The 24,960-nt window shown below is 71.4% G+C and carries 20 protein-coding genes and 2 pseudogenes; 10 read left to right on the forward strand and 12 right to left on the reverse strand.

The window, feature by feature from the left end; translation table 11 throughout:
- Positions 1-49: 49 nt before the first annotated feature.
- The 8 genes from OG410_RS02080 to OG410_RS02115 form a co-directional block, all read right to left on the reverse strand.
- Positions 50-1,102 (reverse strand): GNAT family N-acetyltransferase, encoded by a 1,053-nt coding sequence (locus OG410_RS02080; RefSeq protein WP_329297485.1) that lies wholly within the window; start codon positions 1,100-1,102, stop codon positions 50-52.
- Entirely contained in the window at positions 1,099-2,967 is a 1,869-nt protein-coding gene (locus tag OG410_RS02085; protein WP_329297486.1) for a DUF4910 domain-containing protein, read from the reverse strand. The genes OG410_RS02080 and OG410_RS02085 overlap by 4 nt, the downstream gene beginning before the upstream one ends.
- Complete coding sequence (locus OG410_RS02090) at positions 2,957-4,831, reverse strand: aminotransferase class I/II-fold pyridoxal phosphate-dependent enzyme (RefSeq protein WP_329297487.1); 1,875 nt, start codon at positions 4,829-4,831, stop codon at positions 2,957-2,959. The genes OG410_RS02085 and OG410_RS02090 overlap by 11 nt, the downstream gene beginning before the upstream one ends.
- On the reverse strand, positions 4,828-6,048 hold the full coding sequence (locus OG410_RS02095; RefSeq protein WP_329297488.1) for a hypothetical protein: 1,221 nt from the start codon (positions 6,046-6,048) through the stop codon (positions 4,828-4,830). The genes OG410_RS02090 and OG410_RS02095 overlap by 4 nt, the downstream gene beginning before the upstream one ends.
- A gap of 34 nt (positions 6,049-6,082) precedes the next feature.
- Positions 6,083-7,162, reverse strand: a complete 1,080-nt coding sequence (locus OG410_RS02100; RefSeq protein ID WP_329297489.1) for an alkaline phosphatase family protein — start codon at positions 7,160-7,162, stop codon at positions 6,083-6,085.
- A 50-nt stretch (positions 7,163-7,212) separates the two neighbouring features.
- A complete protein-coding gene (locus OG410_RS02105) occupies positions 7,213-7,386 on the reverse strand; it encodes a hypothetical protein (RefSeq protein WP_329297490.1) in 174 nt (57 codons plus the stop codon).
- A 218-nt stretch (positions 7,387-7,604) separates the two neighbouring features.
- Positions 7,605-8,417, reverse strand: a complete 813-nt coding sequence (locus OG410_RS02110) for a metallophosphoesterase family protein (RefSeq protein ID WP_329297491.1) — start codon at positions 8,415-8,417, stop codon at positions 7,605-7,607.
- 55 nt (positions 8,418-8,472) lie between these two features.
- Positions 8,473-9,459, reverse strand: a complete 987-nt coding sequence (locus OG410_RS02115) for a nucleoside-diphosphate kinase (RefSeq protein WP_329297492.1) — start codon at positions 9,457-9,459, stop codon at positions 8,473-8,475.
- A gap of 347 nt (positions 9,460-9,806) precedes the next feature.
- On the opposite strand from OG410_RS02115, the gene OG410_RS02120 reads away from it, so the two are divergent.
- The 5 genes from OG410_RS02120 (at position 9,807) to OG410_RS02140 (ending at position 15,439) form a co-directional block, all read left to right on the forward strand.
- Entirely contained in the window at positions 9,807-11,054 is a 1,248-nt protein-coding gene (locus OG410_RS02120; protein WP_329297493.1) for a nucleotidyltransferase family protein, read from the forward strand.
- Between the two features lie 58 nt (positions 11,055-11,112).
- Positions 11,113-12,117: an ABC transporter ATP-binding protein gene (locus OG410_RS02125; protein WP_329297494.1), complete on the forward strand. Its 1,005-nt coding sequence runs from the start codon at positions 11,113-11,115 to the stop codon at positions 12,115-12,117.
- Positions 12,114-12,881, forward strand: coding sequence for an ABC transporter permease (locus tag OG410_RS02130; RefSeq protein ID WP_329297495.1), 768 nt, complete (start codon positions 12,114-12,116; stop codon positions 12,879-12,881). Before OG410_RS02125 ends, OG410_RS02130 begins: the two co-directional genes overlap by 4 nt.
- Positions 12,878-13,696, forward strand: a complete 819-nt coding sequence (locus tag OG410_RS02135) for an ABC transporter permease (protein WP_329297496.1) — start codon at positions 12,878-12,880, stop codon at positions 13,694-13,696. Before OG410_RS02130 ends, OG410_RS02135 begins: the two co-directional genes overlap by 4 nt.
- Positions 13,697-13,939: 243 nt before the next feature.
- The gene (locus OG410_RS02140; protein ID WP_329297497.1) at positions 13,940-15,439 is read left to right on the forward strand and encodes an MFS transporter; all 1,500 of its coding nucleotides are present in this window, start codon (positions 13,940-13,942) and stop codon (positions 15,437-15,439) included.
- A 394-nt stretch (positions 15,440-15,833) separates the two neighbouring features.
- Here the strand turns inward: OG410_RS02140 and OG410_RS02145 are convergent, their stop codons facing one another.
- The gene (locus OG410_RS02145; protein WP_329297498.1) at positions 15,834-16,787 is read right to left on the reverse strand and encodes an alpha/beta hydrolase; all 954 of its coding nucleotides are present in this window, start codon (positions 16,785-16,787) and stop codon (positions 15,834-15,836) included.
- 48 nt (positions 16,788-16,835) lie between these two features.
- On the opposite strand from OG410_RS02145, the gene OG410_RS02150 reads away from it, so the two are divergent.
- Together OG410_RS02150 and OG410_RS02155 are read left to right on the forward strand one after the other, a co-directional pair.
- On the forward strand, positions 16,836-17,276 hold the full coding sequence (locus OG410_RS02150; protein WP_329297499.1) for a MerR family transcriptional regulator: 441 nt from the start codon (positions 16,836-16,838) through the stop codon (positions 17,274-17,276).
- A gap of 208 nt (positions 17,277-17,484) precedes the next feature.
- Positions 17,485-18,320, forward strand: a pseudogene (locus OG410_RS02155) (transposase).
- Positions 18,321-18,339: 19 nt separating this feature from the next.
- Here OG410_RS02155 and OG410_RS02160 read toward each other — a convergent pair.
- Both OG410_RS02160 and OG410_RS02165 read right to left on the reverse strand, forming a co-directional pair.
- On the reverse strand, positions 18,340-19,512 hold the full coding sequence (locus tag OG410_RS02160) for a 4-hydroxybenzoate 3-monooxygenase (RefSeq protein ID WP_329297500.1): 1,173 nt from the start codon (positions 19,510-19,512) through the stop codon (positions 18,340-18,342).
- Positions 19,513-19,722: 210 nt separating this feature from the next.
- Complete coding sequence (locus OG410_RS02165; protein ID WP_329297501.1) at positions 19,723-20,505, reverse strand: AraC family transcriptional regulator; 783 nt, start codon at positions 20,503-20,505, stop codon at positions 19,723-19,725.
- Between the two features lie 134 nt (positions 20,506-20,639).
- Here OG410_RS02165 and OG410_RS42495 point away from each other — a divergent pair.
- A pseudogene (locus OG410_RS42495) lies at positions 20,640-21,005 on the forward strand (siderophore-interacting protein); the annotation flags it as partial.
- A 232-nt stretch (positions 21,006-21,237) separates the two neighbouring features.
- Here the strand turns inward: OG410_RS42495 and OG410_RS02170 are convergent.
- Positions 21,238-21,831 (reverse strand): hypothetical protein, encoded by a 594-nt coding sequence (locus OG410_RS02170; protein WP_329297502.1) that lies wholly within the window; start codon positions 21,829-21,831, stop codon positions 21,238-21,240.
- 241 nt (positions 21,832-22,072) lie between these two features.
- Between OG410_RS02170 and OG410_RS02175 the strand changes: the two genes are divergently transcribed.
- Both OG410_RS02175 and OG410_RS02180 read left to right on the forward strand, forming a co-directional pair.
- Positions 22,073-23,062 (forward strand): hypothetical protein, encoded by a 990-nt coding sequence (locus OG410_RS02175; RefSeq protein WP_329297503.1) that lies wholly within the window; start codon positions 22,073-22,075, stop codon positions 23,060-23,062.
- A gap of 48 nt (positions 23,063-23,110) precedes the next feature.
- Positions 23,111-24,958 (forward strand): HSP90 family protein, encoded by a 1,848-nt coding sequence (locus OG410_RS02180; RefSeq protein ID WP_329297504.1) that lies wholly within the window; start codon positions 23,111-23,113, stop codon positions 24,956-24,958.
- The last annotated feature ends 2 nt before the right edge of the window (positions 24,959-24,960 follow it).

Raw genomic sequence — 24,960 nt, forward strand, 5'->3', positions numbered from 1 at the left:
CGGGCCTGCTCTCCGGAGCGTGATCGAGTCCGATGGCGACGGCGAGCGGTCAGCCCCCGGACGGGGCGACGCAGGCGAACAGGCGCAGGGGTCTCATGCCGTGGCGGGTCTTCATGGGCGCGTTGCTGCGGCCGCCCTCCACCCAGCGCTTGCGCCATTCGATGGCCATACGGATCTCCGTGGCCCACAGAAGGTAGTTGGGGCTGAACCCGTCGAGGGTGGCGTGGCTGGTGCCGCCCGCCCACATGTGCAGGCGCTCCTCGTCGAGGAGGACGACCGCGGCGGCCAGAGTCTGCTCGCCTCGGTCGACGCGGACCACACGGGCGTTGTCGCCCAGAGCCAGGACGAAATCGGTGAAGGCGCTCTCGGGATACATGTCGGCGCTGCCGTACTTCGCTGCCGTGCGGCGGGTGAGGTCGCCCACCGTGCGGAGGAAGTCGGGGCGCGGTGCCTCGACGGCTGTGCTGACACCCGCGTCCGCCGCGCGCCGCAGATACTGGCGGATCGTGCGCCGGGTGCGGGCTCCGAGGGTGGCGAGATAGGAGTCGTACGAGTCGAAGGAGTCCCCCGCCGCACTGTGCAGCGGGAGTTGGTACCGGGTGACGATCGGTGCCACCTGCCACCCCTTGTCCCGCGCGACGTCGAGGACCGGGTCGCCCTCGGGGACACTCACGAGTCCCGCGGTCCGGGCACCGTCGGCGGCCGCCAGGTCCCGTAGAGCGTCCAGCACGGCTCCGAGAACGCGCGGCCGTTGTCCGGGGCCGGTCGCGCGTACGGGCACCCGGGTGTCGTAGCAGTACCAGTTGTGCCCGAGGAGCGCCGGGCCGTCCGCCCCCTCGATGCCGGCAGCGCTCAGGAAGCCGTACGGGTCACCCTGCTTCTGGAGATAGCACGGCAGCACGGCAAGGGTGCGGCCCGCTTCGGTCACCGTCACATAGCGGGCCGCGAGGAACGGGCTCAACGGGCTTGTCTCATAGGCGCGCAGATACGCGCGGGTGTAGTGGACGGGCGCGATGCTCCCCGTGGCCACCTGTTCCCACTGGACGATGTCGACATCATCGATGCGGTCGGTGACATCGACCGTGATCCGCCGCGTGCTCAACTCGGTTCCTCTCCCTCTGCCCCGTCTCCGTCCTTCTCCTTCACCCAGCCCGCTGCGGCCATCGCGGCCAGGAATCGTTCGCCGAAGCCCGGCTCCCAGCGGATTCCCGCGTCGAGCTGGGCGGTTCGGACCACGCCCGCCGAACCGGACACTCCGTCGACGCTCTGCGCCAGGGCCATCGCGGAGGCGTAGAACCGGCCCCGGTCGTCGGCGAGCCGGCGCTGGAACCACTGCCGGTCGGTCTCGTCCACGGCTCCCATCAGGGCACGGAGGTTGAAGGGGCCCGGCCATGACCTGTGCAGGCTCGGGCCCCCACGGGCTGCCGCGGGAACCTCGTCCCAGGCCTTCGACAGGGTGTGGTGCAGATCGGCCATGAGGTCCGCCTGCCGTTCGAGGACGTCGCGGCCGGCGCCCAGCGGCCGCAGGGTGTCCAGCGCGTCCCGCCCGTACCGCCAACGGCGGCTCAGCAGACCGGGGGCGAGCGGGTCGTCGTCGGGCGGCAGGCAGGCGGTCATCCGGCGTGCCGTCCAGCGGGTGAGGACGTGGGCGAGCCGGTCGGCTTCCTGGGCACCGGCCGTCGCGGCGACGGCGGCAGCGGACGCGGCGATCGCGGCGGACCGGCGCAGTTCCTGCGGGTCGACCTTGTCGAGGGTGTCGGCGCCGGAGTGGTTGAACCGGTCGGGCCAGTGGCCCAGTTGGACGGCGGGACAGCCGATGGCGCGGTCGGCGAGGACCGCGTGGTCGGAGGCGCCGACGAACGGGGTCGTACGCCACGCCCAGACGTCACAGCCGACGGCCCCGCTGTAGGAGTGCGCGGCCGGTGGCAGGGCCCGGACACAGGCCTCGACCAGGGCGTTCGCGAAGTGGGGCAGGTACTCCGGGCTGTGTTCGACGATCAGCGGGCCCCCGCAGCGCCGCTGGTCCTGGCCCACCATGTCGAGATCGACCGCCATCATAGGCAGTGGTCCCCGGCCCTCCTCCACGAGCCGGTGGACGTAGGCGGCGAGCCCCACGAACTCGGGTGCCCAGAGGAACCGGACGGGACGGCGCAGGCGTCGGGCCGCCAGGACCCGCCCGGCCGCGAGGGCGGCCGCGACTCCGGAGGCGTTGTCGTTGGCGCCGGGTGCGGGGTGGCACAGGTGGGCGGTGATCAGGCAGGCGTCGGGCAACGGCGGCGCGGATCCGGATCCGGCCGGGGTACGGGCGACGACCACCGGCATCCGCGCGGGGGCGGTGTCGACGTCGACGTCCACGCGGGCACGTTCGCCCCGGTGGTAGGCACGCAGGAGCGCGTCCATCTGACCGGGCACCACGCTGAACCCGAACAGGGCGCTGCCGCCCGGCAGTTCGACGCGGCCTGCCCCGTCCGCCCGGTCGGAGCCGGTTCTCACGCAGAAACCGCCCGCCCGCTCGACCCGCATCCGGGCGAACAGCTTCCCGTCGAGGCCCGCCACGGACGGAACCAGGACCACGGCGCCCGGCGGCCACCGGTCGTCCTGCGCGTGCACGAGGGGGGCTTCACCGCGTGCGGCGGCCGAGTGGGCGGCGAGGGTGTACGGCTGGGTCGGATAGTCGACCAGTGCGGTCCGGCCGGGAAGCGACAGTCGCGCGGAGCGAGGGGTCCACGAGGAGGGCGCGGTGAATGTCCACCACGAGGTACGGCCGTCGGCGGGGAAGTTCAGGATCTCCACCCCGGCAAGCCCGGCGCGTTCGGCCTCGCCCGCCACGAAGTCGGCCGCGGCGGCGATGCCCCTCGACCCCTGGTAGCGGTCCCATTCGGTGAGCCGGGCGACCCAGCACATCGCCTCGTCGGCGTCGATGCCGTGATGGATCCCGGCGACGAGGTCGGTGAGACTACCCGGCATCGGCGAACGCGTCGCGGAAGGCGGTCAGACGGGCTTCGGAGAGGGGTACGGCGATCTTGTACAGCGGGCTGTCACGACGGCCGACGCCGACGGCATCCCCCGGCCTCCCGCCGAACCCGGCCTCGCCCGCACCGATCTCCTTCACCCGTACCCCGTGCCTCTCCCACACCGGGTTCGCGTCCCGCTCCCCCTCGACCGTCACCCACGGCAGACAGTCGGCCCCTTCGGTGACCTTGAGGCCTGTCCGCCGCAGCGTCCTGGCCACGACCGGCTTCACCTCGGCGATCCTGGTGCGCAGCGCGCCGAAGACGTCACCCCGCGCAAGGAGACGGAGGGCGACGGCGAGTCCCGCGCCCCCGGCTCCGAGGGGCGGTGCGATCTCGCGTAACCGCTGAGTCAACTCGGGTGCGGCGAAGGCGAATCCGACCCGGAGCCCGCCGCAGCAGTACCCCTTCGACATGCTGCGCAGCACGATCAGGTTGGGATGCTCGGCGACCGCCGGGACACAGCTCGCGCCGGGCCCGGCGTAGACGGCGTACGCCTCGTCGAGGACGACGGTCGTGCCGCACGCGCGGGCGGCCTCGGCGATCTCCGCCAGCCGCTCCCTTCCGAAGAGGTCTCCGGTGATCGTGGGCCGGTCCAGTACGAGGACCGAGGGGGTGTGGCGGTCGAGGTCGGCGGTCAGGTCCTCGAACCGGGTGGTGATCGTCCCGGCGCCGAGGCGGGCGGCCCAGCGCGGCAGGTCCGGGTGGCCGCCGGCCAGATGCAGTACGGGTCCGGGCAGGGCCAGCGCCGCGCACGCGTGCAGCAGACCGGTGGCACCCGCCCCGGCTGTCACCGCGCCGGGTGCGAGGTCCAGCCCGAAGTGCCCGGACAGCACGGGTGCGGCCAGGTCCGCGGAATAGGGGTCGGACAGGGGGTAGGCGCGCGAGAGTTCGGCGAGGCCGCCGTCGTCGTACGCGCCCCGGAAGGCCGCGTCGACCCACGGTCGTACGAACTCGATCTCGTCCGGCGACCAGCGCAGGTCCAGCGCGGACGGGCGGGTCTCCTCCCGCGTCCCCTTCCACGTGGTGATCGCCGCCGCAGTGCTCGCGCGGCTCCGGGCGACGAACTGGACGTAGCGCGTCGTCGGGGCGGGCTCCCGGCCGACGGTGAAGTCCGCGTCGACGCGCTCGACGGTGAAGCCGGCGCGGGTCAGCAGGTCGTGCACCTCGGCCGGCTGGTACATCCGAACGTCGTCGTGGATGACCACCGGCTCCGCGTCGCCCCGCCGTACCTCGATCTCGCCGGTGCTGCGGCCGGAGGCCACACGGTAGGCACGGCGGAAGTCGGCGCGCAGGCCCTCGGTCTCGAAGGTGGCTTCCGGCACGTAGTTTCCGGCGATGGCCAGCACGTTGGAGTGGTCGAGGATCAGCAGCCCGTCCGGGACGAGCACCCGGCGGACTTCCCGGAGCAGCCTCAGTTGCTGGGCGTCACTCCCCCAGCCGAACGACTGGACGCAGACGACGGCGTCGAACTCACCGACAGGCCACGGCAGTTCGCGCAGCAGATCGAGCCGCAGCCAGTCGGCCCGGACACCCGCCGCCTTCGCGGCGCCCTGAGCACGCTCCAGCGCCCAGCCCCCGGCGTCGGCCCCGGTGACGCCGAACTCCCTTGCGGCGAGGGCGACGGCGTGGCGGCCGGTGCCGCAGCCCAGGTCGAGGACGCGGCGGCCGGGGGCCGAGGCGTCGAGGACGGCGGCAAGGTAGTCGGTCTCGGCCGCCGTGCGTTCGGGCGTGTACTCGTGGTCCGCGACGGCCCAGAAGTCCTCCCCGAAGAAGGTGAGATACCAGGGAGGACCCTCCTGGCGGCGGGCATCGCTCATACGGCGTCCGCCCGCAACGCCTCCTGCCGGTGCAGGAATCCGCACACGTCGCACAGGCCCGCGGGGTTGGCCACGCCCTCCTGGAGCACGTACCGTCCCCCGCAGACGCGACAGAGGTCGTCGACCAGGGGCAGCAGTGTGCGCTGGACGTTCTCGAAGGCGTTGAAGAGGTAGTAGTCGATGCCGGGCCACAGGTCGTAGAGGTGGTCGGCCACGGCGTAGGCGAGGGAGCGTTCGTCGGAGCCGGTGGTGAACCGGCCCGGTGCCCCCTGCCGGTTGAGGCCGGGGGCGACGAGCTCCAGGTAGAGGGTGAGTTCCTTCTTGGTGATGCGGTACAGCGGGAACACGTAGCGCAGGGAGCCGAGTTCGCGGACCGGGATGCCGCCCATGCGGTAGCCGGTGGTGAACCAGGTGACCATGCTGGCCACCAGGTCGTCGGCGTTGAAGCCGAACGCGACGACGGGGGCGCCCCGGCGTTCGGCTTCCTGTTCGAGCATGCGGCGCAGTACCTGGTGGCCGATGACCATGTTCATGTTGCGGTGCTCGCCGGCGACGACCTTGTTCATGACGTCCACGAAGGGCTCGCGGAGTTTGAACACCTCGGCCACGTCGTCGGCGGTGACGATGACGTGCTCCACGCCGAGTCCGGAACAGGCGTCCAGAGCGGTCCGGAAGGTGGCGGGCTCGTCCCAGTCGGGCAGTCCGGTGATGGTCACCGCGGTCATGTCGACCTCGGGCCACCGGCCGCGGGTGCGTTCGAGGAGCTTGAGGTAGGCGACGCTGTCACGTCCGCCGGACAGCCCGATGACGACCCGGTCCCCCGCCCGCATGGTGGCACCTGCGGCGATGCTCTGGACGAACGTCTCCTCCACGTACGTCACGAAGGTCTCCGCGGTGAACTGTTCGGTGCGCCGCTCCAGCGTGCCGCCGTGGTCGAAGAGAACGGATTTGGTGTAGACGGGGTCCGGCGCGGCGTAGACGTGTTCCTTGGGCCGGCGCAGCACGTCGAGGTCGTAGTGGCGCACCTGGCGCACCTCGATGACGTCGTCGGTGCCGACGACGGCCGTCGCCTCGGGGATCACCTCCCCGTCGCGATGGGCGAGCACGGCGTTCGCCGGGATTCCGTGGAGGCGCAGCACGTCCAGGAGGCGTTGTCCCGGTGTCGCGTGCAGGGTCTCCGAACCACCGGTCTTGTTGCGGAACACGACCGTGCTCACGGGTTCTCCCATCGTGTCGTGAGGTTCCGGGTGATCAGGGCAGGGCGGGTTCTGGTGCGGGGTTCCAGGCGGCCAGCGGTACGAGCGTCTCGCCGTCGGAGACGGATCCGTGCTCCCAGGCGGCACTGGGGTCGGGGACGGGAAAGTGCGGGGAGGCGGCCAGCGCGACCACCTCGCCGATGCGCGCGCGGACGACGGGCGTGACGGACAGCAGTCCCCGTGCGTGGAGCTCGTCCGGGGTGAGGACGAGGGCGTGGTCCCCCAGGGTGTCGCGCAGCGCGGCGGCCACGGTTTCCTCCCGCCCGGAGAGCGGATGGAGCCAGCGGACGCGGCCGGCGCCGCCGCCGGGCATCCGGCAGTGTGCGGGGGCGTCGAGGCGCGCCCATGCTTCGGCGAGACTCTGGCTGGGGGTCACCTCCACCTGGCCGTGGTCGGCGTGGGCGAGGACGCTCCAGCCGGCGTCGGCCCAGCGGGCAGCGGCCGTGTCGAGCAGGAGCAGTGCCTCGCGCAGCCGGGTGTCGTAGCCGGACCGGTGGATGTGGTCGTCGAGGTTCACGTACGCCCAGATCAGGGGCGGGGTGTCGAAGGCGTGCGCGAGGACGGCCTCGACCTCGCGGACGGTCCGTTCGGCCACGCCCACCGGATCGGTGGTCAGGGGCGCGACGGCGGCCGGTGAGGGCACGATCCGCGCGCCGTGCAGCAACGCGTTCACCCACGGACCGGTCAGCCGCTCCAGTTCCGCACCGATCGCGAGGGCGGGCCGGCCCGACTCGGCCGCGCGGTCGAAGAGGGTCGGTCCCGGGTGCGGCAGCACGTTTCCGGGCGTGCGGGGCGAGCCGAAGGCGTAGGTCTCCCCGGTGACGAGGTGGGTGACGCAGTCGGCTCCGGGCGCGCGGTGGACCATGCCGACGGCGCCGTGGACACCGGGATCGGTGCCGGTGACCGCGGTGAGCCAGGCCGTCGTCGACGTGCTCGGGAAGGTGGAGCGCAGTGGCCGGATGCTCGCGTGGCGGAAGCCGGACTCGGCCACCTCGAGCGACAGGCCGTCGACCGCCAGGACACACAGCCCCTTGGCGGCGGCGCGCAGGTCGCGCGCGACGACTTCGGTGACCACGCGCAGGTCGGCGGACGCTGTCGACTGTCCGCCGACGCGCGACTGGGTGCTCAGAAGTTCGGCACGCAGTCGGTGCAGGTGGTGCGGAACTTGACGATGTGCGCGGCCTGCCGGTCCGTGATCATGCGTTCGACCAGGCGGGGCAGCAGCATCACGGGCGCCGGGGTCGACGTCCGCGTCACCTCGGTGGGGGATTTCGCGGTGGGAAATGGAGCTGTTTGCATGGATTCCTCCTGCTGGGAACAGTGCCAGAGAAACGTGCCAAACAACTTGCCAATTTTGCATGCACAGGTCAACACATCGTGGCCACGCATGTCAACGTCGCGCCGCGAATCAACCCTCAACTCATATGTTGTTTCTTGTATTTGACGGAACGATAAATTCCGTCGACCGCGGTCACCGATTCCCCCTGGTGATCAAGGTGAGCGATCAACGCGCACCGTCAATTGACGAAGATCAGCTTCTCCGCCTCCACGACGATCTTTTCCGGATCGGGCGCGTTCGACAGGGTGTCCGCGTAGCGGTCCGCGTCCGGGTCGGCGACGCGGCGGGCGCGCGCGACGGCGTCCTCCACGTCGTAGCGAGTGGTCCTGAGCCGGACATCGGGGCCCAGCAGCGCCCAGTAGGCGGTGCCCGGGTCACCCGTGTGGTAGGGCAGCCCGACACTGCCCGGGTTCACACTGCGCAGGCCCGCCACGGCGCGGTCGAACTGGAGGTGCGAGTGTCCGGTGACCAGAACCCGCGCGTCGATGGCCGCGGACAGCTCCGCGAACCGCTCCGGCGGTGTCCCCGGTGTGACCAGCTCGTGGTCACTGCGCGGCGAACCGTGGCAGAAGTGCACGGGTCCGAGCCCGTCGATCTCGACGACGACCCCGAACGGGAGACGGTCGAGGAAGGCGATGGCCTCGGGCGAGTGCTGTGCGGCGATCCACGCCTGACGCGGGGTGTCGGCGGTCCGCGCGGCGGTGCCGATCTGTGCGGCGTAGCGGTCGGCGTTGCCGCGCACGCACAGGACGCGTTCGCCCAGCGCGACGATCCGTTCGTACGTCTCCTGCGGCTGCGGCCCCCACGTCAGATCGCCGCACAGGACGACGAAGTCGGCCGTGGCGACGTCCGGTTCGGCGAGCACCGCCTCGAAGGCGGGGATGTTGGCGTGCACATCGGAGAGCACGGCGACCCGGGCGGCCGGCCCGTACCGGCGTGGCGGTCCCTCCCCGTTCGCGGGACCGTGCAGTTCGACGTCGACGTCGGCCATGGGTGTCTTCCTCCTGGTGAGTGGGAGCTTCCCCGGTCGGGCGGGACCGGTGTCCTCAGCGGTCCGCCGCGGCGGCGGCCGGGGGTCCGGCGGGGCGGACCGTACGGGGATGGGTGGGGCGCTTGCCGGGAGGCGGCCCGATCAGCGGCCGGCCTTCGGAGGGCAGGCCCTCCACCATCTCCGCGGCGATCACGATCCGGTCCCACAGCGGAAGCCCGTCCGCGTCCGCGGCGAGCTCCTCCACCCGCGCCAGCAGCGACTGGGGGTCGGCCGGGCGGTCCGACGTGCCCGAAGGCGCGGGACGGGAGGAAGCACCTGGGGACGCGGGCCGGGCGGACGTGGACACCGGCCGGGTGAGGGTGTGGGCCGGATGGACTGCGTACAACTCGCGGGCCACGGATGCCGGTTCGGCTGCGCCGCGCGGCGACACCTCGGCGGCCAGCAGGGACAACGCCTCCGCCCGCCGTCCGGGCAGCAGGACGCCCACCTCGCGGATCAGGTCGGCCGGATCGTCGGGAGCGTGCACGAAGTTGAGGCACATCAGCTCGCAACCGAGCGCCCCGCGCAGTGAACCTCCGTCCGCCGAACGGTTCTTGGACGACCCCTTCAGCTCGGCGAGCCGTTCCGCCGCGGTCGTCCCGGTGCGTTCGGGTCCCCGGGTGTCGCGGAGCGCGACGAGGACACAGGGTGGTCCGGACTCGAGAATCATGTCCACGGCCCGGATGACCGCCAGCGGAGCCGCGTTGATCTGGTAGCGCCACAGTTCCCGGCACACCCGCGTGTCGACCCGCACGGTCAGGGCACCGAGGGGCTCGAATCCGTGTCCGGCCAGGAAGGCGAGCGCGGGTCCGACACGGCGGCCGACGACGGCGTCCGGCTTGAACATCACGAACGTCGACAGGAGCAGTGCCCGGTCGGCCCTGTCCGGTTCCCAGCCGTCCAGCAAAGCCGCCATTTCCCGGAAATAGACGTCGTCGGGATAGGTGCGGCGTCTTTCGGGATCATGCGTGAGGGGAGCCCTCAACCACGCGTGGACCGTCATGCTCCTCCGGCATCCCTTCGTCCGCCGGGCTCGATCGAGCGCCCACGCGGCACGCCAAGTCAGCTGTATGCAAAGCGAGTTGCATCATTGTCATGCACCATTCGAGGGCAATACGCTGAGGCTACTTTCCATGACCGACCACATCAAGGAGGGTCCCATGAGTGTCGCCTTCAAGCAGGTCAAGGTCCGCCCGAAGCCGGGCAAGTAGTCAACCGTCGAATGCGATCGGGATCCGGATCCGGGCCTGTTCGCCCTCCAGCGGTCCTGATCGCATTCTTCCTCGGCCACCACGGCGTCCCCCGGACCAGGGGCCCCGTCCACCTTCGCGCACCGGGGCGGAGCCGGCGTTGACAGACGCACCGACCGGAACGGCGACGGACGTGACGGTGTCCGCCGCGACCGTCCTCGCCCTCCTCGACGCGGGGCCCATGGCGTCGCGAGAGGCCGTGTTACGAACCGCACGCGACGGCCGCCACAAACTCGCCGCGACGCTCCTGAGCCTGTGGGCCGAGGACGGTCGGACGCTCACCGAGGCGGAGAGGGCCGAACTGCGCCTGCACCGGGAACGCGTCGACCACTACCGCCGGATCTGGTCACGGTTGCGGACGGCGGCGCCCGGCGCCTCCCTGCTCAAGGGAATGACCATCGCCGGCCTCTACCCGCCCGGAGTGCTCCGCGCGGCCGGCGATCTCGACGTCGTCTGCCCCGGCCACGAGGATCTGTGGAACTGCGCCCGGCAGCTGACCGCGACGGGCTGGGACCTGGCCGCCTTCACCGTCAGCCCCGCGAGAACCGGCGACAGCGTGCCCCTGCATCTGGGAGCCGAGTTCCGCAGTCCGGCACCCGAACCGTCCCCCGACCCCTACGCCGTCGGCCTGTTCACCGCGGAGATCGTGACCGAGGTGCACGCCCCGGCCTGGCAGCTGACCCGCCCCTCCCGCTCCGCGCTGGCCGCCTGTGCTGTCGCGCTGGTGGCGGAACGCTGGGAGCGCCCCTTCCGCAGCCGTGACCTGCTCGACCTGGCGCTGCTGCTCCAGCACCTCGACGACACGGGCGTACGGCAGTTGCGTACCGACCTCGCCAGGACCGGTCTGTGGCCGGAGTGGCGGGAAGCCCTGCGCGCCATGGCCCGGATGGGCTGGCGGCCCGCCGTGACGCTGCCGCACACCCGGAGCGCCGCGGTACGCGCCCGGCTGCTGCGGGCGGCCCGCGCGACGGCACGCTGGAGCAGCCCGGTCCGCGCGCCCGCGCTGGTCGCCCAGGCGGGCATCGAGGGCGAGGGCGGCCGTATCGCGGAACTCGCCTCCGACCTCGCCCACCGCGGCATCGGCGCCCGGCGGCTGCTCGGCGCGGGGCTGCCGCTGTTCGGCGTACCCGTGGACGACGAGCGGACCGACCGGCTGCTCCTGCACGACGTGGGGCGTCATCTCGTCGCACGGACCCCGCTGGGCTCGTTCCTGCTGGTGTCCGGCGCCGCCCGGCGGGAGTGGCTCGACGAGGCGGCGGGTGGTGGCCCGGCCGTCGAGGAGGCCGCCGGCGGCCTGGCCGCCGGGGGGCCCGGCGTCAGCAAGGCTGCCGAGGAGCCCGGCACGTGATCCTTCCGCGCCGATCGGCAGACACCAGTCCGACGACCCTCACGGGAACGGGAGCTTGATGGCGGACAGCGGAAACGGCGGAGGTGGCGTCGCCCGTCCGGGCAACGGCGAACCGGCCGTCGAGACAAGCGGGTTGCGACGGGAGTACCGCACACGGCGCGGCCCGGCGGTCGTCGCGCTCGACGACGTGTCGGTCAGCGTGGAGCAGGGCGAGGTGCACGGGCTGCTCGGTCCGAACGGCGCGGGCAAGAGCACCCTGATGAAGATCCTGTCCACGGTACTGCTGCCGACCTCGGGAACCGGCCGGGTGCTCGGCCACGACCTGGCGACCGAACACCGTCGGATCCGGCCCCTGCTCGGCATCGTCTTCGGCGGCGAACGCGGGCTCTACCCCCGCCTGACAGCACGTCAGAACCTGCGCTACTGGGCCGCCTTGTACGGTCTGACCAGCCGGGACGGCAGCGCCCGTACCGACGCGCTGCTCGACGAGCTAGGGCTCGCCGACCGCGCCGACGACCGGGTGGAGACCTACTCCGTCGGCATGCGCCAACGTCTGCACCTCGCTCGCGGCATCATCGGCGACCCCCGCGTCCTGCTGCTCGACGAGCCGACCAACGGCCTGGACCCGCTGGCCGCACGGCAGTTGCGCGAACTGATCCGGCGGCTGGCCGGCGAGGGGCGCACCGTGCTGCTCGCCACGCACGACCTGGCCGAGGCCGAAGTGCTCTGCGACCGCGTCACCATGATCAACCACGGGCGGGTGGTCGCCGCGGAGGCACCCAGGACCCTCGCCCGGCTCGTCTCACACCGGGAACGTGTCCGCGTCCGCGCCGAGGAACCCCTGCTGGACCTGGTGCGCGCACTCCCGGGAATCCTCGGCACGGAACCCGCCGACGACGGGACCACGCTCGTCACGGTGGAGGACAAGGAAGCCGTGGGCCGCGTGCTCGCCTTCGTCGTCGAGCGGGGTGTGACCGAGGTCCGCACCGAACTGCCCGGCCTCGAGGAGGTCTACCTGCAACTCGTACACCGTGGCGAGACGCGCAGCGTGGTGAACCGGTGAGCCTGCTGGCGGCCGCCAGCCGGTTCCAGGGACGCCTGGTGCTCACCCACCGCGACTACCTCATCGACCTGGTGCGTACGCCGCTGCTCGCCGCGGTCTTCCTGCTCCTGATCCGGCACAACGAGCGCCCCGACCTCCTCGCCAACGGCCTCCTCGCCCCCGTACTGATGGGGGTGTGGAGCATGGCCATGCTGATCTCCGGGGAGGTCGTGGACAACGACCGCTGGCTCGGCACGCTGGAGCTCCAGATCGCCGCGCCGGCCGACTTCGCCCGGGTGGTGCTCAGCCGGGTCTGGGTGACCACCGCGATCAGCCTGCTGACGGTGGGGGAGGTCGCCGCCGTCGCGGTCCTCGGCTTCGGCACCGTTCCCCGCGTGCCGCATCCCGTTGTCTTCGCCGTGGGACTCCTGGCCACCGCCGTCGCCACCGCGGGCACCGCCACGCTGATGGCGGCCCTTTTCGTCGCGACACGGACGGCCCGCACCTTCCAGAACTCCCTGAGTTACCCCGTCCTGCTCCTCGGCGGGGTGTTCGCCCCCCTCGACCGGCTGCCGGAGTGGACTCACCCCATCGGCCGCCTCATCTATCTCTCCTGGAGCTCCGACCTGCTGCGCGACGCACTCGCCCCGGCCACGGTCACCTCCGTCCCGTGGCGCACCGGCGCCATCCTCGGTCTCGGCCTCCTGACCGGGGCCGGCGGACGGCTCCTGCTCGGCAGGGTCGTACGGCTCGTCCGCGAGAACGGGACGGTGGGACTGCGTTGAGCCGCACCGCCGACGACACCCGGACGGGCCGCCGCACGCGGGTCCTGGGCTGGGCGGCACGCGCCGGGGCCGCCGACTACGGCACCGTGTTCACCTGGAGGACCTGGCTGCTCGGCTGGTTCGTCCGCATGCTCGCCCAGGTCCTCTTCTTCGCCACCATCGGCAACCTGCTCGGGCCGGGGCAGGCCCGCTATCTCCTCATCGGCAACGCGGTGGCACTCGTCGCACTGCACGGCGTGTTCGCGACCGCCTCCACCACCTGGGAGCTCCAGAACGGCACCCTTCCCCTGCTGGTCGCCTCACCCAGCAGCCCCGCACTGGTCCTGGTCGGGCGGAGCCTCTTCTGGCTGCCGGACGGGGTGGCCTGCGGGCTGGGCGCCGTTCTCATCCTCGGCCCGGTGGCCGGACTGCGTCTGAGCGTGGCATCGGTGGCCCTGCTCACGGTCCTTCTGGTCCTCGTCGCGGTGACGAGCTACTGCCTCGGCCTGTTCCTCGGATCCCTGGTGCTGACCGCCGTCGACCTGCGCAACGTCGTGTCCAACGCGGCGTTCACGGTGATGCTGATCGTCTGCGGGCCGGAGGTACCGGCGGACGCCGTCGGCCCCGTCCTCGCCGGGTTCGGCCACGTGCTGCCCCTCACCCACGGACTGCTGGCGGTCCGGGAGGTGCTGGCGGGCGAGGCGGGCGCGCACACCGCCGGGCTGGCCGGATGGGAATCGCTGATCGGCGCGTGCTGGCTGGCCGCGGCGCTCGCCGTGCTCGCTCTGCGGGCCCGGAGAAGCAGGCGCGACGGGGCGGCCCTCTTCCTGACGTGAGAGGCGCCGGAAGTGCGTGGGCGCCGCGGCGCTCCCGGCGAGGACCGGGAGAGGTATCCGCTTCGGGGGCGGTACGGCGGCAGTACGGCGTGCAGGGCGTGCAGGGCGTGCAGGGCGTGCAGGGCGTGCAGGGCGACGGTACGGGGTGCGGCGCGGAGTGTCTCGTACCGGCCCCGGCGGTCACGACGCGCGCGGAAGGGCTCCTTCCCTGCGTTGGGCGGGGCGGCTGCTTAGCGTGACCCCATGACCACCCTCCAAACCCCGCCCACCCCCGACCACCGGCGGTGGAAGGCGCTCGCCGTCTGTCTGACGGCGGGCTTCATCTCGCTCCTCGACACCTCGATCGTGAACGTGGCACTGCCCTCGATGGAGCACGGGCTGGCCGCCTCGGAGGCCGCCCAGTCCTGGGTGGTCTCCGGGTACGCCCTGACCTTCGGCCTGGTGCTCGTCCCGGCAGGCCGGCTGGGCGACATGCGGGGGCGGCGCCAGTCCTTCCTGGTGGGGCTGGCGCTGTTCACACTCGCCTCGGGGGCGTGCGGCCTGGCTCCCAGCGCCTCCTGGCTCGTGGTGTTCCGGCTGATCCAGGGCGCGGCGGCGGGCATGGTCGCCCCGCAGACCTCAGGCCTGATCCAGCAGATGTTCCAGGGCGCCGAGCGGGCCAAGGCGTTCGGGCTGCTGGGCAGTGTCATCGGGATCTCGACGGCGGCCGGCCCACTGGTGGGCGGAGTGCTGATCGACGCCGTGGGCACCGACGACGGCTGGCGCTGGGTGTTCTTCGTCAACCTGCCCATCGGTGTGGCCGCGTTGGCCGCGGGACTGCGGCTGCTGCCGCGCTTCCCGGCGTCGACGGGCAAGCGGGAGGAGTTCGACCCGTTCGGCGTACTGCTCCTCGGCGCCGCCGTGCTCGCGCTCATGCTGCCGCTCGTTCAGGAACAGCAGTGGACCGGGCGGCTGAAGTGGGCCCTGCTGCCGGTGGCCGCGCTGCTGCTGATCGCGTTCTGGGAGTGGGAACGGCGCCAGAAGGACCGGGGGCGGGCTCCGCTGGTCGATCTGGACCTGTTCTCCTTGCGCTCCTTCACACTCGGCTCCCTGATCAGCCTGACCTACTTCGCGGGTTTCACCACCGTCTTCTTCGTCTACTCCCTGTTCCTGCAGAACACGGCCGGATACAGCGCGCTGGCGGCGGGTGTATCGGTGCTGCCCTTCGCGGCCGCGTCCGCGGTCGGCGCGGCCATCGGGGGCCGGCTGGTGATGCGGCACGGGCGCAAGCTGGTCGTCTTCGGCCTTCTCGCCGTGGTGGTGGGGCTGCTCGGAGTGGTCGTGGCGGTGCAGTTGGTGCCGTTGCAGAGTGTCGGATGGGCCACGGCCCTGCCCATGGTCGTCGGCGGGATCGGTTCGGGCCTCACGGTCTCCCCCAACACGACGCTCACCCTCACCCGCGTCCCCGTGCAGCGTGCCGGCGCGGCCGGCGGGGTGCTCCAGACGGGGCAGCGCATCGGCTCGGCGGCCGGGATCGCCGTGGTGGGGGCGGTGTACTTCGCGCATCAGGTCGACCACGGCCGCTCCGTGACGGCCATCCAGCTCGGGCTGCTCACCGCCGTCGGGATGAGCGTGATCGCCCTGCTGCTGGCCGTCGCCGACCTGCGTGTGCGCAAGGCGCACCCCGAGCCGGAACGGGCCGCGGCGGCCGTGCCGCGGGGATTCGAGGAGGGCGACGCGGAGGAAGTGGTCCGGCGCGGCTGAACGGTCTTCCCGGGCTTCTCAGGTGTGCCGTCGGCGTGGGTGCGATGCGGGGCGGATGTCCGAGACAGCCGCCGCACGGGCGTCCACGCGGTGGCCCTTCGCCGAGTCCCGGGAAGCCGACTGGCTGCGGGATCCGACCCGGCATCGGGGAACATCGGTACAGCGGTTGCCCCTGAGAACGATCATGGTCGGCGAGCACACCGGCTGGAGGCTCCGCTGGGGTTCGCTGAAAGATCGCCGGGCGGGCACCGGCGCCGGCTACGGTCCGGTCGTGCCGTTCAAGCACCCGCGCGAGCGCCAGCCGGCCCCTGGGGCCGCAGCAAGCAACGGCTCTGAGCAGAGACCTGGATACGGAGTCCAGCAGCGGATCAGAGGGTTTCGGCACCGCCCACCGTCACCGGGTGAACACCGTCGCTAGCGCGAGGGCCGCCTCACGCCGGGCTTTTCCGCTGTCGTCGAACGGGTGGCGGACGAACTCGTGGATCATCCCCGGATACCGGGACACCGTCACCGGGACGCCCGCCTTCTCCAGACGCCGCCCGTACTCCTCACCCTCGTCGCGCAGCGCATCCAACTCGGCGGTGACGATCCTCGCCGGCGGTAGACCGGTCAGGTCGGACGCCAGCAGCGGGGAGACGCGGGGGTCCAGCTTGTCTTGTTTGTCGGTGAGGTAGTTGTCCATGAACCAGTGCTGGGCGGCGCGGCTGACGTTGCCGAATCTCCCTGCGAAGGCCTGAATGCTGTGGTTGGTCCTGCGGAAGTCGACGTCCGGATAGATCAGCAGTTGGAAGACCAGTGCCGGTCCGCCGAGGTCGCGTGCGAGCCGTGCGACGACAGCCGCCAGGTTCCCGCCCGCGCTGTCGCCGCCAACCGCGATCCGCGCAGGGTCTCCTCCGACGTCGCCCGCGTGCTCGGCGACCCAGACCGTGGCGGCGAGGCAGGCCTCGGGTGCGGCGGGGAACTTGTGCTCGGGAGCCAGCGGGTACTCCACCGAGACCACGACACAGGTCGCGCCGTTGGCCAGGCTGCGGCACAGGCCGTCATGGGTGTCCAGGTCGCCCATGACGAAACCGCCGCCGTGGAAGTACACCAGCACAGGGAAGGGGCCGGTGCCGCTGGGAGTGTAGATACGCACCGGGACCGGACCGGCCTTGGTGACGATCCGTCGGTCCTCGACCGCCGCAATGGGTTCCGGCTCGCCCAGGAGGGCGATCTGCCGACGCCAGCCCTGTCGCGCCTGCTCAGGGGTGAAGGTGTGCAACTCGCCGACGTTCGCGGCGGCCAGGCGGTCCAGGTAGGCCTGGACCTGCGGGTGCGGGGAGCCGAGTGATGCTGTCGTGTCAGTCATGGGTTTATGCTCCGACTTGAAGCGAAGTTCAAGTCAAGGAGGGGTTTCATGACCCTGCTCGATATTGCCGAGGTGGCCGAACGGTCCGGACTGGCGCCGTCGGCGCTGCGTTACTACGAACGGCGGGGCCTCATCGCCTCCGAGGGCCGCAACGGACTGCGCCGCACCTTCCGCTCCGAGGTGCTGGCCCGCCTGTCCCTGGTCGCGTGTGCCCGTGCCTCGGGTTTCACCCTCGCCGAGATCGCCCGGTTCGTGACCGCAACCCCCGACGACACCGAACTGCGCGTCCACTTGGCGGCCAAGGCTGAGCAGTTGGACACTGAGATCGACCGGCTCACCCGTATGCGCGACAGTCTCCGCCACGCCGCCGTCTGCACCCGTTCCCCCCTGGTCGAATGCCCCGACTTCAAGCAGGCCATCTCCGACGACCCGGCCGGCCCCAAGTCGGCAGCCCGACCAGACAGAGATCACCTCAGCTTCCCAAGCTGACGGCTTGGCGAGACTCGCTGTCCCCTGATGGGCCCCCTCGCCTTGATCGCTTGAGGGTGGGTACGGTCAAAGTCGTGTCTGGTGCGCGCGGGTTGGTCACCCGTAGGCGTGTGCCGGTCGATCGCGCGCGACCAGGGCACGTATCGAGTCGTGATCAATCTGCGGGATTCGCCTCGCGGGAGGGTCTGGACCGGTAGACCTTCTTGTCGTGACGCGAGTGCAACTGGCTGACACGGAATGGGAATTCATTGAGCCGTACCTGCCGATCGGTGAGTACGGCCCGTATCCCGAGCGGCTGCGGAAGCAGTTCGAAGGCGTGATCTGGCGGTTCAAGACCGGCGGGCAGTGGCGGGAGATGCCGAAGGAGTCTGGCGCCTGGTCGGCCGTCCACAACCGCTTCCGGCAGTGGCGGGACGCCGGCGTCTTCGAGGCCCTGCCGGAGGGCCTGATCGCGGAAGCCGCGAAGCAGGGTGAGGTGGATCTGTCCCTGGTCAGCATCGACTCCACTACCGCACGCGCTCACCACGACGCTGCCGGGATGCACCTGGACCAGGACGTCCTGACCGCCCTGGAGAAGGCCGCTGCCGAGGCAGAGAAGGCCAGATCAAAAGGGGCAGCCTCGAAGGACAAGACGGACAGGACGCCGAGACCGATCCCGGGCGCGAGGAGCGACGGCACATCCGGCGTCGGCGAAAACTCCGGCTGAAGTCCGCACTCCTGGGACGCTCCAGAGGCGGGCAGGCCAGCAAGGTGCACCTGGCCTCCGACCGCAAGTGCCGCCCGCCGGCGTTCGTGCTGACCGCGGGCCAGGCCGCGGACAGTCCGCAGTTCATCCCCGTGCTGGGGAAGATACGGATCCGCGGCCCCGTCGGCCGCCCCCGCACCCGGCCGGACGCGGTCGCCGGGGACAAGACCTACTCCTCCCGCGGCAACCACGCCCACCTGCACAGACGCGGCATCAAGGCCCCGGACAGCTACCTCGCCGGCCTGCACCCGCGAGCCTCGATGATCTGGATCAAAGACCTCACCCGGACCATCCATTGATCACGACTCAATACGTGCCCTAGTTGGTACCGGCGGTGAGTTCGCTGAACAGCTTGTTCGCCGACTCCGAGGCGAACTGGCGCTGGAGCTCGGCACGGGCGATCTGCTTCTTGAACTCGCCCTCGAAACCGGTGAATCCAGCGTTGTGCATGGTGTCGGTGATCCATGTGGCGAACGCCTGGTAGTTCCAGATGTGCGGCAGGCAGGTCTCCGAGTAGCTGTCGAGGAGACTGGAGTCGCCTTCCTTCGCGTGGCGGATCACGGCTCGGGCGAAGACCTCGGTGTCGTGCAGGGCCAGATGGATCCCCTTGGCGCTCATCGGCGGGACGATGTGGGCGGCGTCGCCCAGGAGGTACAGCTTGCCGTGACTCATCGGGTCGAAGACCACGCTGCGCAGGGGCACGATCTGCTTGGACAGGATCTCGCCGCGCGAGGGAGGGGTGCCGAAGCGGGCTTCCAGCTCGCTCCAGATGCGCTCGTCGGGCCACTGTTCGGGGGTGTCGTCCACGGCGCATTGGAGGTAGATGCGGCTGGCCCGGGGTCCGCGGGGGATCATGCCGGCCAGGCCCAGTTCGTGGATCGCCATGCCGGACGGGCTGGCCGGAGTGGCGGCCAGGACGCTGAGCCAGGAGTAGCCGTATTCGTGGGAGTACTCGGTCAGGGCCGGGGCGGGGATGCTGCGGCGGGAGATGCCGTGGAAGCCGTCGCAGCCGGCGATGAAGTCGCAGTCGATGGCCCGGGCCGTTCCGTCGGCGTCCTGGTAGCGCACGACGGGGTGGCCGTTGACGAGGTTCTCCAGGATGACGTCGGCGGCTTCGTAGCGCAGGTCGCCGCCTTCGCGCAGGAAGACCTCGGTGAGGTTGCGTACGAGGACTTGCTGCGGGCAGTACAGGCTCTCGTTGTTGTCCTCCTCCACATCGATCGGCATCGCGTGGCCGTCGATGTAGAAGCCGCCTTCGCTGTGCGGGATCGGGTCGCCCGCCAGGACTTCGTCCAGGCCCCAGTCGCGGAACATGCGCACCCCGAAGGTGTCGATGGTCCCGGCGCGCTGGCGCTGTTCGACGTAGGCGCGGGGATGCTTCTCCAGCACGATGCAGTCGATGCCGTTGCGCAGCAGGAAGTTGCCGAGGGTCAGACCGGCGACGCCGGCTCCGATGATGACGACTGCCGTGTCGTCGCGTGTCGTGGTCATGGGTGTGCGAGCCTCCGTGCTCAAGGCGGTGGACCGGTTCCCGGCATCGCTGCCGCCGATGGCGCCGCCCGGGTGGTGCGGCGTTCGGTCACCACCCTGCGACGCCCCCTGTCGTGCGCACCACTGGTGATTGGACAGCAGATACCGGAAAGCCGCCAACCTGGCGAGCGAGGTCGACGCAGGGTGTCTGAGTTGCGCAGACGCTGATGGTCAGGAGTGGTGGCGCAGTTCGGCCTGGTAGCGGCCGGGTGTCTGGCCGACGACTTCGGTGAAGGCGTCGATGAAGCTGGAGGGGTTGGACCAGCCGCACGCCACCGCGGTCTCCGTCACGGACATCCCGTCGGTGAGGCGGGCCAGCGCGTGGTGGATGCGCAGGGTGGTGCGCCAGCGGTGAAAGCTCATACCCAGCTCGGTGTGGAACAGTCGGCTCAGGGTGCGTTCACCGGCTCCCACCCTGCGGCCCAGACCGGCAAGGGTCGTGGACTGGGCGGGGTCCTCGTGCAGGAGCGCGGTGGCGGCGCGGAGCCGGTCGTCGTTGGCTTCCGGCAGGTGGAGGGACTGCTCGTCGGCGTCGACAAGCTCGTCCACGATGACGGTGAGCAGTCGTCGGTGGGCGCCGGGGCGCCGCTCCGGGCTGTCCGTGAGCGCGAGGAGCGCTTCGCGCAGTAGCGGGCTGACGGCGAAGACGCTGGGGTGGGCCACGAGTTGTGCGCACAGGTCGAGCGGGACCTGAAGGAGGCGTACGTCGGTCCGGCCGTAGAAGCGGTGGGAGTGCGCGAAGTGCGGGGGTGTCCAGGTGACGCGGTTGGCCGGGGCGACCCATGTTCCGCGTTCGGTGGCGGTGGCCAGCGCGCCGGCGGCGGCATAGACGAGCTGCCCCTCGGCATGCGAGTGGGGGTCGAGCCGGTAGCCGTGCGGCAGCCACGCGGCACCTTGGAGCGGCGTCGCCTCGGGGCCGGGCGACTCCGGTGAAGGTTGGCGGTCTTTCGGCATCAGGCGTCAGTTTAACGGTGGTCCCGCATGGGTGGAGAGCCGGACAGTGGCGTTATGAGCCCGACAAGCAGCACGATCCTGCGAGGCGTTGGACGGTCATGACGCCGCACGTCCAACGCCCGAGCAAGCGGCGGATGCTGTCGTTGACCGTCCAGGCCGGCGAGCAGACCAGCCCGCACTTCATGACCGTCACGCTGGGCGGAGACGACGTCCGCCACCTGCAACAGACCGGCTTCGACCAGGCCGGGCGTCTGTTCTTCGCCGACCCCGCCGAGGACGGCGACGTGTTCCTGCCCAGCAGTGAGCGGTGGATTCGCCAGCTCACGATGCAGGGCGGCAAGCGGCGCCCGCGGGTACGGACGTACACGATGCGCAGGTTCAGGCCGGAGGAATCAGCGTTCGACATCGAGGTCTCGCTCCACGAGATCGGCGCGTCCGGCCAGGAGCCGGCGGCCCCGGGGACCCGGTGGGCGCTGGCCGCCACGCCGGGCACAAAGGTGTCCTTCCTCGACGGGGGACACAGCTACGCCCCTTCCGCAAGCGCCACGTGCCGAAGTCCGACATCTCTTTCCGCGGCTACTTCAGTCACGGGCGCGCCGGCCTCTAACCACCCCACCATGCACGCAACCACGCCTCATGCGCCTCACCTGTCGGCAAACGATGATTGCCGTCCCGGGTCCCGACCCCGCCGACGTGCTCGGACGCCACCGGCCGGCGGCTCGTGGAGACCGCTCACCGCTTCCCGGCCGTCGCCCGTCTCGTGCCGGACCGGCCCACCAACCAGGCGCCGAGCGCCGCCAGTGCGGCGGCGGCCAGGGCATACACCGGCAGCCAGAGCGTCGTCGTGGATGCCAGGCAGTCGTCCACGACGTGCCGGCTCCGGTCGTCCTGGGCATAGGCCAGCGCGGCCCCGTCCTGACCGGCCAGGTCGTGCAGGGCGGCCCGGGCCCGCAGTGCCGCGTAATCGCCCAGGTGAGCACACTTCGTGCGGGTGCCCGGCATCGGGAAGAACCACTCCCAGCGCTGCATGGCGGGCGCCACCGCGAGGGCCACGCACAGGCCGACGACCAGGGAGTAGGCGGTCAGGCTCCGCGCGTACGCAAACCGCGCGCCGGGTGTGGGAACCGGCGGCCGGGTGCAGGCGAGGATCAGCGCGAGCAGGGTGGCGCCGATATAGGTGGAGAACCACTGCCAGGAGCCGGAGGAGAGCGCGAAGGCCAGTACACCGGCGAGGGCGGTGCTCAGCACCCCGGCCCGGTTGGCGGCTCCACGGTCCGTGACGGCGGTCACCGATCCCTGGGAACCCGTGCTGCTGCGGTCGTCCATGCGCTCTCCTGCTCAAGCCTGACACCGGGCCACCAGTCTCCGGCCGCCGTCCTGTTCAGGCCCTCGCACCATGCCATTCCGCCCGCCGCCTCGCCCGGTCGGCGGGCGGGCGCGGGGCCGAGATCCGGCGCGGCGTGGGATATGGGCCCGTGAAGCACCCGTGGAAACTCGGTGGCAACGGTGTCAGCAGGGCCGTTTATGCTGCACCGAACGATCATGAGGGACCAGGGGAGGGCGCAGCATGTGGGGCAGACTGTTCGGCAGGGAAGCGGAGCGACCGGCGGCGGATCCGAACGCGCTCCCGGTGGTGCGCAGGGGCAAGAACGGGACGCACACGCTGCTCGCGCTCGGGGACGTACGGGTGCTCGCGCTGGTCCAGGCGGCCGAGGCGGGTGAATGGGACGTGGTCAAGGCCAGGCTGGCGCCGTTCGATCTCGGCCGCGACCACCGCGTCCTCGCCGAACTGGCCGAGCTGGACGGTGTTCAGGACTGGATCGGGCGGGCCGTCGAGGAGGACAAGGAGCACCGGGCGACGGCCCTGCTGATATCCGGGGCGCGTCACATCAGTTGGGGCTGGGAGGCGCGCACCAGCGCGCGTGCCGTGGACGTCGAGCAGGAGCAGTGGCGCCTCTTCCGCGAGCGGCTGCTCATCGGCGAGGAGCATCTGCTGGAGGCCGCCGAGCTGCGGCCGGAGTGGATCACCCCGTGGCGCCGCCTGCTCACCTCGGCCCGGGGCATGTCGCTGGCCTCGCCCGTGAAGGAGGCCCGGCTCGACGCCGCTCTGCGCCGTGACCCGCTGGATCTGGAGACCCACATCGAGTGGGTGTCGCAGTTGCAGCCCCGTTGGGGCGGCGATCCCGGCCAGGCCCTGGCGTTCGCCCGCGAGGCGGTCGGCCGGGCCCCGCAGGGACACCGGCTCGGCTGCGCGATCGCCATGGCGCACATCGAGGACTGGGTCGAGTCGGAACGTGCGGACTGTCTCGAAACCCCGGAGATCCAGGCCGAGTTGCGCAAGGCGGCCGACCACAGCATCCTGCACCCTGCCTATGTGCGGCACCCGGGCTGGCAGCACGACTTCAACATCTTCGCCATGGCCCTGTCGCTGGCCGGTGAGGGTCACACGGTCCGGCGTGTCTTCCAGTCACTCGACGGCGCGTACACGAGCTGGCCCTGGACGTACTTCTCGGAGCCCCAGAAGCAGTTCGCCCGCCACCACCGCCGCGCCGCCTGAGCGCACGCCGATCCCGCCACCCGTCTCCTCTCACCTCCGGACGTCCCGATGACACTGCCCGACACCGCCGCGATCCCGGCGGGCGACGACCGCACCTTCCAAGTGGATCTGCGTGGCCTCGTCGACCTCCTGTCCCACCACCTCTACTCCAGCCCCCGCGTCTATCTGCGTGAACTCCTGCAGAACGCGGTGGACGCGCTGACCGCCCGGCACTCCCTCGAACCGGGCGCCCCGACCGACGCGTTCGGCATCCGCCTGTACGCCGACGGTTCGGTGGTACGCGTCGAGGACGACGGTGTCGGTCTCACCGAGGCCGACGTGCACACCTTCCTCGCCACGATCGGCCGCAGCAGCAAGCGCGCCGAGCGCATCGCCGAGCAACGCGCCGACTTCATCGGCCAGTTCGGCATCGGCCTGCTGTCCTGCTTCCTGGTCGCGGACGAGATCCACGTCCTGAGCCGCTCCGCCCGCACCCCCGACGCGCCCACCGTGGAGTGGCGGGGACGCGGCGACGGCAGCTACACCGTCCGCACCCTGCCCGCGTCCGCCCGCCCCCTGCCCGGCACCACCGTCACCCTGACGCCGCGCGCCGACGCCGGTGAGTGGACCCGGCCGGTCCAGGTCCAGTCGCTGGCCCGGCACTTCGGCTCCCTGCTGCGCCACCCGGTGACCTTCGCCGACGGTACGGGCGGCACGCCCGCGCCGGTCAACCCCGAACCCGCGCCCTGGACGGGTACGTACCCCACGCCCGGAGCCCGTTCGCGCGCCCTGGCCGCGTACGGCGAGGAGGTCCTCGGGTTCAAGCCGCTGGACACGATCGAGCTGGACCTGCCGGCCGTGGGCCTCAAGGGCGTCGCCTGCGTCCTGCCCGAGACGGTGCCGGCCGGACGCCGCCACGGCCACCGCGTGCACGTCAAGGGCATGCTGCTGTCCGAGCAGGCCGAGGAGATCCTGCCGGAGTGGGCGTTCTTCGTCCGCTGCGTGGTCGACGCCGAGAGCCTTCGCCCGACGGCGTCCCGCGAGTCCCTGTACGAGGACGACACCCTGGCCGCCGTCCGCGACGCCCTCGCCGAACGGCTGCGGGAGTGGATCGCCCGAGCCGCCGCCAGCGACCCGGACCTGCTCGCACGCTTCCTCCAGGCGCACCACCTGGCCGTCAAGTCGCTCGCGGTGCACGACGACGAGATCCTGCGCATGCTGCTGCCCTGGCTGCCGTTCGAGACGACCGACGGGCACGCCACGCTCGACGAGTTCGCGCGCACCCACCGCACGGTGCTCGTGACATCGAGCGTGGAGGAGTTCCGCCAGGTCGCCGCGATCGCCTCGGCCGCCGGACTCGGCGTCGTCAACGGCGGGTACACGTACGACCGTGAACTCGTCCACCGACTGCCGGAGATCAGGCCCGAGGCAAGCGTCGCGGACCTCGACCCGGCGACCCTGACGGCCCACCTCGACCCCGTCGACCGGGAGACGGAACTGGCCGCCGCGGCGTACCTGGCCCAGGCCCGCGACGCCCTGGCCGTCTTCGACTGCGATGTCGCCCTGCGTGCCTTCCAGCCCGCCTCCGCCCCCGCCCTCCTCGTCGACAGCCGCGAGGCACGGCACGAGCGCACCCGCTCCCAGCTCGCCCGTGAGCAGGAAGGCGGCGTGTGGGGCGACATTCTCGGCGCTCTGCGCCAGGAGGCTCCGCGGGCCCAGCTGATCCTCAACCAGCTCAATCCGCTGGTCCGTACCGCCGTCACCATCACCGAGCCCGAGCTGGCCCGCACCAGCGCCGAAGCCCTCTACGGTCAGGCCGCGATGCTGTCCCGGCGTCCGCTCAGGCCCGCCGAGTCGAGCCTCATCAACCGCTCCTTCCTCGACCTCCTCGCCCACGCCCTCCGCAAGGACAGCTGACG

Origin of the sequence: Streptomyces sp. NBC_00659 (genome assembly GCF_036226925.1) — a bacterium.
Classification (GTDB): Bacteria; Actinomycetota; Actinomycetes; order Streptomycetales; family Streptomycetaceae; genus Streptomyces.